Source organism: Amycolatopsis sp. DSM 110486 (genome assembly GCF_019468465.1).
Lineage (GTDB): Bacteria > Actinomycetota > Actinomycetes > Mycobacteriales > Pseudonocardiaceae > Amycolatopsis.
In genome coordinates this window covers 8335670-8348891 of sequence record NZ_CP080519.1, presented here as the reverse complement: position 1 = coordinate 8348891, position 13222 = coordinate 8335670, and the positions used below count along the sequence as shown (strand labels likewise).

Annotated in this window: 11 protein-coding genes and 1 pseudogene; 6 read left to right on the top strand and 6 right to left on the bottom strand. The window is 65.2% G+C overall.

The features are described from left to right. Positions 1-750 precede the first annotated feature (750 nt). A complete protein-coding gene (locus tag K1T34_RS40305; RefSeq protein ID WP_220239947.1) occupies positions 751-2184 on the top strand; it encodes a metallophosphoesterase family protein in 1434 nt (477 codons plus the stop codon). A gap of 804 nt (positions 2185-2988) precedes the next feature. Here the strand turns inward: K1T34_RS40305 and K1T34_RS40300 are convergent. Continuing rightward, complete coding sequence (locus K1T34_RS40300; RefSeq protein ID WP_220239946.1) at positions 2989-4281, bottom strand: amidohydrolase family protein; 1293 nt, start codon at positions 4279-4281, stop codon at positions 2989-2991. Positions 4282-4336: 55 nt separating this feature from the next. Here K1T34_RS40300 and K1T34_RS40295 point away from each other — a divergent pair, with 55 nt between their 5' ends. Continuing rightward, a complete protein-coding gene (locus tag K1T34_RS40295; RefSeq protein ID WP_220239945.1) occupies positions 4337-5284 on the top strand; it encodes a MerR family transcriptional regulator in 948 nt (315 codons plus the stop codon). A 272-nt stretch (positions 5285-5556) separates the two neighbouring features. Here K1T34_RS40295 and K1T34_RS40290 read toward each other — a convergent pair whose 3' ends face one another. After that, positions 5557-5823, bottom strand: coding sequence for a hypothetical protein (locus K1T34_RS40290; RefSeq protein ID WP_220247644.1), 267 nt, complete (start codon positions 5821-5823; stop codon positions 5557-5559). A gap of 780 nt (positions 5824-6603) precedes the next feature. Between K1T34_RS40290 and K1T34_RS40285 the strand changes: the two genes are divergently transcribed. Further along, positions 6604-7221 (top strand): hypothetical protein, encoded by a 618-nt coding sequence (locus K1T34_RS40285; RefSeq protein ID WP_220239944.1) that lies wholly within the window; start codon positions 6604-6606, stop codon positions 7219-7221. Positions 7222-7369: 148 nt separating this feature from the next. Here K1T34_RS40285 and K1T34_RS40280 read toward each other — a convergent pair whose 3' ends face one another. Both K1T34_RS40280 and K1T34_RS53890 read right to left on the bottom strand, forming a co-directional pair. Next, positions 7370-7852 carry a GNAT family N-acetyltransferase gene (locus K1T34_RS40280; RefSeq protein ID WP_220239943.1) on the bottom strand — a complete coding sequence of 161 codons (483 nt, stop codon included), beginning with the start codon at positions 7850-7852 and terminating at the stop codon, positions 7370-7372. Positions 7853-7910: 58 nt separating this feature from the next. After that, positions 7911-8223: pseudogene (locus K1T34_RS53890) on the bottom strand (IS701 family transposase); the annotation flags it as partial. On the opposite strand from K1T34_RS53890, the gene K1T34_RS53885 reads away from it, so the two are divergent. Further along, positions 8219-8341, top strand: a complete 123-nt coding sequence (locus K1T34_RS53885) for a hypothetical protein (protein WP_255638882.1) — start codon at positions 8219-8221, stop codon at positions 8339-8341. The pseudogene K1T34_RS53890 and the gene K1T34_RS53885 overlap by 5 nt on opposite strands. A 223-nt stretch (positions 8342-8564) precedes the next feature. Next, positions 8565-9869 (top strand): recombinase family protein, encoded by a 1305-nt coding sequence (locus K1T34_RS40275; RefSeq protein WP_255637911.1) that lies wholly within the window; start codon positions 8565-8567, stop codon positions 9867-9869. A 438-nt stretch (positions 9870-10307) separates the two neighbouring features. On the opposite strand, the gene K1T34_RS40270 is transcribed toward K1T34_RS40275, so the two are convergent. Both K1T34_RS40270 and K1T34_RS40265 read right to left on the bottom strand, forming a co-directional pair. Then, positions 10308-10829, bottom strand: a complete 522-nt coding sequence (locus tag K1T34_RS40270) for a hypothetical protein (RefSeq protein ID WP_220239942.1) — start codon at positions 10827-10829, stop codon at positions 10308-10310. Positions 10830-11351: 522 nt separating this feature from the next. Beyond that, on the bottom strand, positions 11352-11762 hold the full coding sequence (locus K1T34_RS40265; protein ID WP_220239941.1) for a hypothetical protein: 411 nt from the start codon (positions 11760-11762) through the stop codon (positions 11352-11354). A 367-nt stretch (positions 11763-12129) separates the two neighbouring features. Here K1T34_RS40265 and K1T34_RS40260 point away from each other — a divergent pair, with 367 nt between their 5' ends. Further along, positions 12130-12912, top strand: a complete 783-nt coding sequence (locus K1T34_RS40260) for a transposase family protein (protein ID WP_220239940.1) — start codon at positions 12130-12132, stop codon at positions 12910-12912. Positions 12913-13222 lie beyond the last annotated feature (310 nt).

Genomic DNA, 13222 nt, shown 5'->3' with positions numbered 1-13222 from the left:
ACGGGCGGTCAGCTCATGCAGCTCATCGTCGGCACAGACAGCATCTCCGAGGCTTTGATCCGCTGGTCCGCGACCAACACCATCCCGCAGGATCGCCCACGGAGGACCTTCACCACCGCAAGTTGATCTTCTCGAACACGCTCTCAGTCCGGAACGCGAGGACTACCTTCGGACGCAGATCGCGCACAGATTAGGTTTTCGCGCCGCGCCCGTCTGTACATGTGAGACCGACTCACCAGAGGCTGGCATGCTGCGGAAACTAATCTTCGGCATGTACTCGCCATGGCGCCTCTCCTGCTCGGGAATGACGATCGCAATGCCGGGATGTCGTCCAGCATTCGAGAACTGAGCGGTTTCGAGCCAGTCCGGGGGAACCCTGGGAAACAGTTCGGAGCCGAGCCGATTAGTTTCCATGTCAAGCGGTATGCGGTTTCGGGCGAGCCGGTCACGCACACTGGTATTGCCTGGCCAGACGCAGACTATGCCGCGGATTCGGCGGCGGGGAATGAACGGGGACTGAAATCGGACCTGCCCCAGGATCAAGATGTCCGGTTTGGGTGTATTTGAGTGATTGCTCTGGCCACCTCACACCACCGCAATGTTTGCCGTCGGGAAACCGTGAAGTCGACCAGACCCTATGATCATGTCACTTCCCGCGCATAGCTTTTTCGCATGCCTGGTTGTGATGTGACCCGTCGAGATATTCTCCGCTGGAGCGCGATCGCCACTGCAGCAATACCGCTGCTAGGAGTGATCGATCCCGCTCGAAGCTACGCGTCCACCGGCGCTGCCGGGACCGGTGAGGTCGTGCCGGTCAACCTGGAACTGGTGACGCTGACGGAGGACCGGGCCGTGGTGACCTGGTATACCGGCGAGGCCGGCACGAACGACGGCACGGGCAGGATGATGCCGCTGCCCGCCGACGGCGAGGTCTGGTACGGCACCAACCCCCGCCGGCTCAACCGCGTCGCCGGCCAGGGGCGCGGACTTACCCCCTACCACCACGTCGAACTGACCGACCTCGAGCCGGGTCAGACGTACTACTACCAGGCGCGCTCCCGCGGGAAGCTGGCCGCCCCCATGGCGTTCACGCTCATCGCCGGCAACGCCGTCGGCACCAACGACCACGGCCTCGGCACGCCAGGCGGCCCATTCTCGTTCACCACGCCGCAGCCGCCGCCGGGGCGCTACCTCTTCTCCGTGGTGCTGTGCAACGACCTGCACATGGGCGAGACGCAGGCGGGGCTCGTCGGCGGGGACCCGTCGGTCATCCCGATCGTCCAGGTCCCGGGCGAGCCGCCGTATCCCGAGGTCATGCTCGAATCCCTGGTGCGCGACGTCCGGAGCTTCGACCCGACCTACCTCCTGGCCGCGGGTGACATCTCCGCCGAGGCCGCACCCAGCGACCTCAGCCGAGCCGGTCAGTTGCTCGACCGGTTCGGACGGTACCGCGAGGACTACTTCGTCACCCGCGGCAACCACGACCGGGCGCACGCCGGTGACCCATACGCGAACTGCCGGGTCGGTCGCTGGCAGGGCAACGACTGCTTCCAGGACCGCTACTTCGCCGACGACGAGGTCGCCTTCTACTCGACCGATCTCTCCGGTCTGCACGTGATCGGACTCGACACCTACGACAAGGCCGGCGGCGGAGGCGACGCGGGTGCGCTGGCGGCAGAGCAGTACGCCTGGTTCATGAAGGACCTGGCCGAGCACAAGGACCAGCCGACCCTCGTTTTCGGTCACCACCCGCTCGTCGTCCAGGAGTCGTCGAAGCCGATCAAGTCGAGCAGCTCGCTGGACGCCGCCCAGGCCGCGTCGATCCTGGAGACCTACTCAAAGACCCCCGGCGTCTTCCTCCACCACGCGGGACACACTCACCGCAACCACCACACGGTCAGCCCGACCGCACCGCAGGTGACCCTGCAGGAGGTCGCCGCGGCCAAGGAATACCCGGGCGGCTTCTCGATCCTCCGGCTGCACAGCGAGGGTTTCGCGCTCAACTTCCACAAGTCGCGCAGCGACCTGGCCCGCGAGTGGAGCGAGCGCAGCCGCCAGGAGCTCGCAGGGACCTGGGCGCAGTTCGCCTTGGGGAACAACGTGGTGGACCGCAACATCATCAAGAAGGTCGATCTCTCCGGTCTCCGGCGACCCGAACGCGCCGCGGCCGGCACGCGGGGCTGACCGGTCGTGCCTGGCAGCTGCGTCCCGGCGGGACACGTGCTGAAGCCGGCCCCGCTCGTCCGCGATCTTGACCGCTTCGGCCGGCTCAAGCGACCTTCCTGGGCCTGATCCGCCGGAGCGAACCGAGGACTGAACGCGCTGCGGCGTGGCAGGCGTCCTGGTGGCGTTCAGCCGCGCGCGGCTGCTTAACACAGTTCTGGGCTGGTATCTGAGGTCGCGCAGGTACCAGCCCAGAACATGGGTGCTGCTTGGCGAGTTAGGCCGATGGCGGCACGGGCGCCAGGAGGGGTTCCGGCAGTACCTGCGGGAGTCGACTTCCTAGGGGTACCCGCCTGGCTTGGCGATCTCGGCGAGTTCAGCCGATGTCTTCAACCCCTTGGCCGGCGGAGATGATTCCACCGCGCTGCCGGCGCGCGCGGCATGGCGCGTGGCGGGCTGCCGCGGCGACAGGGCGGAGTTCGCCGCTGACAACGGAACCACGCCAATCAGGTGCGCTGCGGATCGAGGCCTGGGTGGATCCTGCAGCGGGGCCTGTCCTCCGACTACCGCGTCATCGATCAGGAAGTGGCACTCGCGGTCCTGTGGCCCCGCCGCTATCGGGCCTTCACGGACTGTGATTAGCCGGGCGAGGGTCGATCGTCCCCGGGCGTACCTGCACAGCTCGCCCCAAGGTTCGCCGGTGTCGGTTCGGCCAACGCACCCGCCGAATAGGACGACCGGTTGCCAGAACTCGTCCACACCCAGGTGGTAGCCCAGGATCTCCGAACCGTGCTCGCTGGTGGGTGGCAATCGGTGTGCCGCTGCTCATGATCGAGCTCCAGGGGTGAATTGCGGAAGCATGTCGCGGACCGCGGCGACGACCTTGTCGGTCTGCGCGCGCAGGGCGGCCAAACCCGCTTGCTCGTCGGCTGACCCGACGTAGGTGTCCAGGTCTGCGCGAACGCCGCGTTTCCACACGGCCGCCACGCGCTGTGTGTCGGTGATGGTCTGGTCTGGTCGCCCGTCGACCAAGACCAGGTCAGCGCGTAGTCCGGGGCGGATCCGGCCCCGGTCGGCAAGGCCGAACACGTCGGCGGTGTGCGCCGTCGCGGCCGCGAGGGCCTCCGCAGGGGTCAGTCCGGCAGCGACGAGGCGCTGAAGTTCACGGTGCACACTGGCGCCGTGGACCGTGCCCGGATTGGGGGCGTCCGTGCCGGCCAGTACTGGCACTCCTGCGTCGTGCAGGAGGCGGACGTTGACGGCCGGCGCCGTGAAGTCCGGCAGCTGCGGCGGCAACCACCGCTGTGCCTGCCGCTCGAGGACACCGGACCACGCCGGTCCCAGCCGCCGGGTCAACTCGGGCTCGGCCAGCAGCGGCATCCCGTCGCCGTCACCGGGAAACCCCTCGGCCACCGACAGCGTGGCGATGACCGCGACACCCGCCGCCGAGATGGCCCTGACGTGGGCCTCGGTAAGCGGGTCAAAAGGTACGTGGGCCAAAACATCCACGCCGGTGGGCAGCAGGTCGATGGCCGTCTGGGCTGTCGTCGCATGGGCCACCACGATCAGACCGGCTCGGTGCGCGGCGCCGACCAGCGCGGATACTGTCGGCACATCCAGCGAGGGCATGGGCATCGGGCCGCCGTTCGCGCCGTCGTCGTAGAAGACCTTCACGTGGTGGGCGCCTTCGGCGAGGCGCTCGGCCACGAACGCCTCGGCGTCCTGCGGTCCGGTGACGTACGGGAAGGGCGCGTACATCATGCTCGGGTGCCCGCCCGGCGCGGTCGCGCCGATGCCGGAGGAACGCACCTCGGCGGCGTCCGGGCCGGCGCCCTGCGCGACGGCTCGCTGCACGGTGTCGTGTTTGCTGAACATGTCCAGCACCGTGGTGACTCCGAAGGACAGTGCCTGGCGAGGCGCGCCGGGCAGCAAGTGGACGTGTGCGTCGATCAGGCCGGGCAGCAGAGTGCCGCCACGGCCGTCCACGTGCTCGTCGTCGGCCAGGAGGAGCTCAGGTCCGCCGACCGCAGCGATCAGGTCGCCGGTGAGGCGCACAGCGGTGTGCTCGGTCAGGTGCCGTCCGTCGAAAACGCGGACCTGGGTGATCGTCGTTGCCATGACGGGAACGGTAAAAGTTGACATAGTGTGAAGGTCAAGTGCGTACGGTGGGCGCGTGCGCTTTTCCATCAGCCAGGTCGCCAAGGCCTCCGGAGTGTCCGCCCGGATGCTCCGCCACTACGACGCAATCGGCTTGCTCAAGCCCAGCGTGGTCGCCGCCAACGGGTACCGCTGGTATGGCCGGGCGGAGCTGTTGCGGTTGCAGCGCATCATGGTTCTGCGCCGGCTCGGCATCGGACTGGACCAGCTCGGCGAGATCCTGCGCGAGCAGTCCGACGAGGCGGCCGCGCTGCTCAGCCACCTGACCCAGCTCCAGGCCGAGCGCCGCCGGCTCGACACGATCATCAGCACGATCGAGGAAACCATCGACGACCTGGACGCGGCCCGCATCCAGGACCCACAACGGTTCTTCGCCGGTCTGCGCCAGGACAAAGCCACCATGCGGAAGTCGCTGGCGGAGTCCTTCGGGCCGGCGAGTTCAGCCGCCTTCGACACCGCGGCAGCGGCCCAGGACGACTTCACCACTGCGGACTACGAACACGCGGCGGCGCAGGGTGCCGCATTGTTCCGGCGGCTGGCCGACGTCATGCGCGCCGCAGCAGCACCGGACGAACCCGCGGCGCTGGACGCGATCGGCGACCACTACGACTCCGTCCAGAAGTACTGGCAGCCCACACCCGAGGCGTACTCGGCGCTGGGCCAGCTGTACCTGAGCGACCCGCGCCAGCGCGGCATGGCAGAACAGGCGGATCCGGAGCTGCCCGCCTGGCTGGCCGCCGCCATCCCGGCCTACGCACAGCACCGACTTGCCGCGAAGCCGATCAGGAACTCCTCGATCGCCCCGACCGGCGATCCGACCGGGTCCGCCACCATCCACGCCAGGCCGCTCGACCACGGCGCGGCAGACCTGCAACATCCACAGGTGATTGAGCAGGCAACACGAACTCCAGCGACTTCATTGATCACGACGCACGAGGCCCCGAACCTCCCCAAAAGGCAATAACAGACAAGGCACCCGGCGTGTCACCTCTTGGTCCGGTCAACAGGGTGGAAGGCGGCGCGCCAGCGATGGCTGGCCAGCCCAGCGCTCTCGTGCGCGGCATCGCCCAAGCTGGACAAGGCACCGTGTCCCTCGTCGCCGACCACGTCACGCCGCTCGACCTCAAGAACCTCGCCTCGACATCAACGGGACTTCCGATAAACACAGGGCCACCGGGGTGGTTGCAGGGGTCTCACGATCGACGTCGCAAACTCACGGACTTTGTCAGTCGACTGTCATAAACGAGCCGGGGCGAGGACGTCGGCGAGGGCTTTGTCGTAGCACAGGCCGCGCCACGCCGTGTGCCGGAGCCGACCGGCGCCGCGGCTGAACTGCCGGAACACGACCTCGCCGACGAGCTTCGGCTTGACCCACCGGGCCCGCACGGTGTCTTCGCGCGGCGGTGTCGCGGCGAACGGGTGGGTGCGTCGTTCCAGCAGTTCGAGCAACTGCTGCAGCCGGGTGCGTTCCTGTGCGGAGAATCCGGTTCCGACTACAAAGATACGACAACGGTCAACCTGTGGGTTCCGCTACCCCAAGAAGTCGGCGGTACTTACACGATCCATGTCGATCTATCGATTGCAGGGTCGATCCTTGCCGGCGCACAAAGCGATCCATTTAGCCAAAGCCCCCGGACCTGCTGACTTGCACCCCTGGTCTGTCCACAACCAGTCGGGAACCCGTGCGCGATCCGGTTTAGAACACGGCCGGGTGCCGTTGCAGCAGCTCGCGCCGGGGTCGAAGCTGGTGGCGCGTCTGCAAGCAGCCGAAGTCCGGCCGGCCCGCCTCGTTGAGCACGACGACCTGTCAGCTCTGCGCACAGGCCCGCTTCGAGCAGTGGGCCGGCGACCGCCGGAGCGTCGAGTCCAGTCATCCGGGTTGCAGTCGCTGGAGAACCGGCAGGTTCCTGCCGACGCTTGCAGAGTGTGCCTCCAGCCCCCATCCCTCTCTTCGTGGTGCTAATTAATCACCGAGCTGAGCGACTCGTTACAGCTAGAAAGTTGCACACCGTGTCGCCAGGGCGGACGTGCAAAGTGACGCGCGGCGGATTGCGGACGTCCGTGAGCACGAGCATGAGCATGAGGACGTGCTGCGCCGTGTCGAGCGCGCGTTTGACGCGGCAGCTCGACCAGCCGTCCGTCGTCTACGGCGAGGCGGGGGCGACGGAGGGGTTCCGCACGGGCAGGGGCACTTGGATTCGGGTTGAGCGACGGGGGCGCTGGCGGATCAGCAGTGCATCCGCATCCTGGGTCGGGTTGGAAGCAGCTGCGACGATCCGAGGGGTGAAGAAGCCCGAGTGGTTCCAAGGCGCCACCTGGGCCGACCCCGGGCGCGAGGTGGTTTGGCGTGCGGACGAGGTCGAGTTCATCGCGTCGCCTGTCGTCGGTGACTTGGCTGCCGCGGCCTGCCTACCGGACGCGTGGTGGACGATGGTGCGCGAGTCGTTCGCGGCGCTGGCCGCCCACCAGACGGATCGGGTTGGGATGGCGCAGGCGCACTTCACGAAGCGGGTCGGTGAGGTGTTCCCCGGTGTGGACACCTTCGTCGACGAGTGGACGACCGCCCACGCCGATGTGCACTGGCACAACCTGTCGGCCGAAGGTCACTTGATCGACTGGGAAGACTGGGGTCGGGCGCCGCGCGGGCTTGACGCGGCCACGTTAGCCAGCCATGGGAGGCCAGTGACCCCGCCTCCACCGGACGCGTCGTACGCCCCAGACGCCGAACTCATCAAGGAACTAGAGAAGACGATCGGCCGCGAGAACATCCTGCAAGGTCTCGGCACCTTCTGCCGCCGCTTCGCCCACCAAAACACCGGACAAGCGGAGCTTGCGGCCTGTTGGTCGGAGACCAGCGGCCACGACCTCACCACCTGGGCGGCAGGTCGGCAAACCTCATAAGACCATCTTGGGGTACAGCATCACAGGGAGCAGGGCATTCGCTTGTTGCATCTTCGATGGCGGTGTAGGTGGCCCGGGTGGCAGGCGTCGAAAGAACCCGGCGCCGACCCACGCGCCCGGCGTAGGGCGTGGCAACGAACGGAGAGCCTCACCTGCTCGTGCCGCTCGCCTGCGCGAGTTCGGCATGCAGGAGCCGCGAGGACATCGCAAAACCGTGACGGGTGTATGCCGGAATCGCTCGGGTGCTGGAGTGAACTGTCAGCCGCTCCAGCCCGAGTTCGTGTGCGAGGTTCACGACTGCGTCGATGAGCCGGCCCCCGAGGCCGGCGTCTCTGTGATCCGGGACTACGTAAACGCACTGCACGTCGCCTGACGCACGTTCGAGGGCACGCGGGGTCGGCACTCGCTGGGTGATCGCTAACCAGGCCATGCCGATGACCACGTGACCGCGGACCATGACCAGGCAACGATGCGAGGCGCCGTTCGCCTGTGCCCAGCTCACAAACCACTGCAGAAACTCCTCATGGGTGGTGACGGGTGTGCCCTGATTTTCCCGCACCCACCGCCACCGAAGCTCGGCAACGGCACCCAACTCGTCGTCCTTGACCGGCCGAACAGCGACATCGTCCACGCCTTCATCGTGGCCTAGTACTGCAACGGCAGTTAGGTGAGTGGGTAGCCGCGGCGTTCGAGCGGCGGGGTCCGTAGCAGACGTAGTAGGCGATCTCGGTCGTATCGGCGAGTGAGCGGCGGGCGAGCAGCCAGTACCCGCGCGCGGGCTGCCGGCTGATCCGGATCGGCACCCGCGCCCAGTCGTACTCGCGGGGCCCGTGTGCGCAGGCCCCGACCGACAACCGCCGCCACGCCCGAGCGGGCAACGCTGCGATCAGCTCGTCGGCCCTGGGCTTCGTGACCGCCGGTCGTGACCAGGGTGTCGTTGACCTTGGTGGCCAGCACATACGCGGCATCGCGAGCCTCCAGCCACAACCGCAGGTACGTGACCATCGTCGTCGGCGAGTACCAGCGAGCGTTCTACGGCGATCAGTTCCTCACCACCAGCCATAAAGACCTGCTCCTCGCCTGGCCACGAGCGCTGCCCACAGCATGTGGAGGTGAGTGAGGATGCGGCCATTCGGGTGCAGACCAGCTCTCGGTTCGTCATCGGTCCTGGGTAGCGGCGTTCCGCTCTCGACCCGGATCCGTCTCAAGCATCGAGGTACACGATGTCCCGTCCCGCCCGACCAGCTACTCCGACAGGCGCGGTGTCTCCGCGTCGGGCCGGCGCCCGGCGTCGCCTTCAATCCGTCGCAGGCCGCGGGTTGAGGTTCGCGTTCTACGGGAGGATGTCCACGGTCGAGTTCCAGGACCGGGAAACGTCGTTGGGGTGGCAGCGGGAGGCTGCCAAGGAGACGGTCGGCGGGCACGGCGTGATCGTGGCGGAGTTCTTCGACGAAGGATGTTCACGTCGGCTGCCATGGCGTCAACGGCCGGCCGCGGCACAGCTGATGGCAGCCGCGGAGCAAACGAACCGTTCGTTCGACGCTGTCGTCATCGGAGAGTACGAGCGAGCGTTCTACGGAGATCAGTTCGACGCCGTGCTGACCGCACTGCGGGCGCGGGGAATCCAGCTGTGGCTCCCGAAAGCGGGCGGTCCGGTGAACCTCGACGACCCCGTCCACCAGGCACTGATGCTGTTCCTCGGGTCCCAGTCGCGTCGCGAGGTATTACGGGCTCGGCACCGGGTTCTGGCCGCGATGCACGTCCAGTCCCGCGTTCAAGGCAGGTTCCTCGGCGGCCGACCACCCTACGGCTATCGTCTCGCCGATGCCGGCCCACACCCGAACCGAGCCCACGCGAGCTGGGGGCGCCGCCTGCACCGCCTGGAGCCTGATCCGGCCGCACGATGGGTGCGGTGGATTTTCGAACAACGAGCCACCGGGCGCAGTGTGGCCGGGATCGCGCGGGAGTTGAACGACCTCGGCGTCCCGTGCCCATCAAGCGCCGACCGGGAACGCAACCGACACCGGACGAGGCACGAGTGGATCGTCAGGACAGTCGTGGGGATCCTCGAGAATCCGAGGTACACGGGGCGGCAGGTGTGGAACCGGCACGGCGCCAGAACAACGGCTTCCGCCCATCACCGTGTTCCCACTCGACCGCCGGCGGCGCGAGGTTGGGCAGAGTCAGAGAAGGTGACACATCCAGCGCTCGTGGACGAGGCGACCTTCTCGGCGATCCAGGGCACGCGCGCGGCCCGGCCCACACAGCACGGCGACACCAGGACGTACGTGTTGGCGGGGCTCGTGCAATGTCAGCTGTGCGGCCGCCGGCTGGACTCGCATTGGGTGAACGGCCGCCCCGGCTACCGCTGCCGCCACGGCCACACCAGCGCCCGCAACCGTCCACCGGGGCTGGCGAAGAACGTCTATGTTCGCGAAGACCACTTGCTCGACGATCTCCGCGCCCGATTCCCCGAGAAGCTTGGCGACGGCGACGACGGGTCCGCGATCGCGGACTACGTGAGATCGAATCACCTGACGCTCATCTGCGGAGGTCCCACGCAAGAACTCAAACCATGCGGCCCACCACGCATACGAGCCACTGCAGACGAAACCACCGAAGGACAGCTACAGCTCCTGTTACTCTGACCCGGCCGCGACGCGCGGCGCCATGGGGTAATTGAGTGTCCGAGGACCGAGTTGACCCATAACCCCACACTGAAGTTCGCCACCAACCTGCAGCTCGAGTGACCCGCCCCCGCGCGGGAGATTTCCCACCTCTGTGTGTTCAAAGGGGGACTTGAACCCCCACGTACGGGAGATCTCCCAAGTTTCGGGAGATCATGTCACCAGAGTAACTGACGCGGACGTGATGCGCGCACTCCCCATCACCCCAGCTCTCGATGTCGTCGGCGGTTGATCACGTTGTCGCAGTGCGGGTGATTGCTGCGTCGCAGCCTGACCGGCTTGCCCGGCCACCAAGGTCCAAGCCGAGCCAGGTCCGTCGATAGGTGCCGGGCGATCGCTAATCGAGGGTCGGGGCGAGACCGTAGGCGCCGTCAGCCCGGCCCATCGGGATGGGCGAGGTCAATCGCGAAACGGGCCAAATTTTTCCATCCAATTGTTGTTTTGTCTAACAACAGAGAAGTCGCCTCGATATACCGCAACTTCCGGATCCCTCTCAGCCCAGAACCCCCATTTCCCAGAGTCCCCCGTCAAAGCCATAACGTTAGTAGTAAGTGCAATCGAGGGCGCCGAATCTCCGATTGAGTCGAAGCCGATAGCCGCCCAGTAATCCTCCTCGCTAGCTTCCACCGAAATCGACACCGCAGGGCAAAAATTCGAGTCTCGAAGATAAGATTCATCAGGGCCCGGCCGAACGGAAAGCAAGTACACTCTTGCATCTCCATGCCATCTCGCCAAAGCGGAAATTACAGTCCAAAACTCCGGATCAATCAGGTCATCATAGGGACCGAACAAAGACTCACCTTTAGGTCCTCTAAATACTTGATCAGGCAACCGGGCGCTTAGGTCGAAAAACTTGTTCATTCGATCGTAAAATTCTTGATACTCGCCATACGCTGTTCTAATCGAGTGGAACTTCGACATCAGTCTTCACCCAACCTGATCTTGATAGTAGCCCTCTTGACCCCACACCGGGTTACGAGACATCCCTTAGCCGAAGTCGGGATAAGTCCCGTGTCTAGAATGAATTGAGCAACAAGCGGACGCGATAGGTCGATTCCGTCAAGGTCGAGCACGGTACCAGCAGCTCCTTCACAGCGAGCCGCCATCTCCAGCCAGGCGAATTCGTTCGGCCCATTAATTGCGGCTTGCATGCGCTCAGCCCACCATTTGGTAAACTCTGCTCGCTGATTGAGCAGTTCGCGAAGTGTCTGCACGCGACACGTTGTCTCGGGAGCAGCCGGCTCAGCAGCAAGCTGGCCTGTCAATCGCGCCCATGTGGGGTCTGGCCCGTCATCAGCCGGGAGTCGTGGAAGGTCTGGTAAGTGAACGATTTCTTTCCGACTTAGCGCATTGACGAGGTGTTCAAGGTTGCGATCAGCACACAGGGAGTTGAGGACATCGCGAGCCTGCCGATCACCAGATCATCAAAGGTCGCTACTTTAATCAAATAAATGGGCCGTCGAGTATCTCATACTCACACCATTCACCGATGACATATTGCTTGGAATATTCGCTGCGTTCCGCAATTTGATCCGGCGTCCATTCATCCGGCCCCGGATCGAGATCAAGAACACATCGCCCCGGGGAAAGATCCAACTTTAGACCATCCGAAAGGATGAAGTACGTGAACTGGTCGTTGCCAACAAATTGGTATTCAAAGACGCCACCAACCGCAATCTGCACAAGGCGCCATTCATTCCCAGGGGGCGCATCCATTGCCTGAATATCGAATGTGGCGACTCGCCCAGACGGCCCCCCTCTTGGTACATGCAGTCGTATTCCAGTTATCACACTATCCTCAAAATATCCAAATCTTTGAACGAAATCTCGAAAATTCTCCACAGAGAGTCTCATGAAGGCCACCTGCTTCCGTACTCGATGATTTGGCTTGCCTCCCGGCCGCGTGACGCCGTGAATCGAAAGGCGCCTTGGAGTGCCGCGCGACAGCGCCTATCATAGCGACCCGTCTCGTCACCTGAATCCACACTGGGCAGAAGCCGTGTACCAACTTCCTCCTGAGGCGCCTACGGATGCAACTAGAGACTAACAGGGTCGTCGCTCGCGACACGGGGGAAGCTCGTCAAAGCCGCCACATGCCTGGTCGAGCACAACCTGTCCACAACGAGGACTGAGACCCGTCCACTGGATCCCTGCGTGAACACTAAGGGATGTCTCGTAACCCGGCGTGGGGTTGGTCTGCGGGATAGTTGATCATGGTGTGGTGCAGGTGATCTCGGCGTCGCGGTCGGAGTGGATTGTCCCGTTTACGGGCTTGGAACCGGGTCAGTTTCGTAAGCTGGTGCGGGTCGTGGCGAGCCGTGGTGGTGAGGAGATCGCCGATGGTCGGCCTGGACGTCAGTGGCGCCTTGACCTGGCCGATCGTGTGCTGCTGGTCGCGACGTACTGGCGGCGGACGAACCTGACGATGCGCCAGATCGGGCCGCTGTTCGGGGTGTCGCATTCCGCGGCGCACCGGGTGATCGACACGATCGGTCCGCTGCTGGCGCTGGCCCCGGTCCGCAAACGCCGGATCGACGCGGTGGCGATCGTGGACGGCACCCTGGTGCCGATACGGGATCACCGGCTGGCGGCACCGTCGAAGAACTACCGATACTCGGCGAACGTGCAGATCGCCATCGACGCCGCCACCCGGCTGGTGATCGCCACCGGCGACGCACATCCGGGCAACCGCAACGACTGCACGGTCTACCGCGACTCCGGCATCGAGCAGGACCTGGAAGGGCGTTCGGTGATGGCCGACGGCGGCTACCAAGGCAACCCGGCCGTGATCATGCCCTACCGCAAACCACTTGACGGCAGCGATTTGTCGGCCTGGCAGGAAGACCTCAACGCCGGCCACCGCAAGATCCGTGCGCGCGTCGAGCACGCGCTGGCGCGGATGAAGTGCTGGAAGATCCTGCGCGACTACCGCCGCGCCGCCAGCACGCTCAACGACACCGTGTCCGGCATCGCCCACCTCCACAACATCCTCCTCACCGACTGACCGCACCACGAACCCCACCAACCACAACACCAGTTACGAGACATCCCTTAGCCGCCCCCAAGGGCTGGCGAGCTGTGTCGAGAAGTTCGGACTACCGAACTCGCAGCCCACCGCGATCGAGGCTGGTTCGCCCTACGGCGCCGGGCCGACAGCACGCCACCGTCAGTCGGCACTTGGTGCCCCACCGACGATATCTAAGTTACCCCCACATCCATCACCGCATCGCGACTGGACCAAATCGAATGCAAGTTCCCCACGGCCCGCGATTCCATCCAAAGGCCACCGTCACGATTTATATCCGCTAGCAAAC

Bases quoted from the DNA above. Each gene is read 5' to 3' on its own strand.
- K1T34_RS40275 (WP_255637911.1), top strand. From the start codon at position 8,565: ATGTCCACGGTCGAGTTCCAGGACCGGGAAACGTCGTTGGGGTGGCAG.
- K1T34_RS40265 (WP_220239941.1), bottom strand. From the start codon at position 11,762: ATGAGACTCTCTGTGGAGAATTTTCGAGATTTCGTTCAAAGATTTGGA.
- K1T34_RS40300 (WP_220239946.1), bottom strand. From the start codon at position 4,281: ATGGCAACGACGATCACCCAGGTCCGCGTTTTCGACGGACGGCACCTG.
- K1T34_RS40270 (WP_220239942.1), bottom strand. From the start codon at position 10,829: ATGTCGAAGTTCCACTCGATTAGAACAGCGTATGGCGAGTATCAAGAA.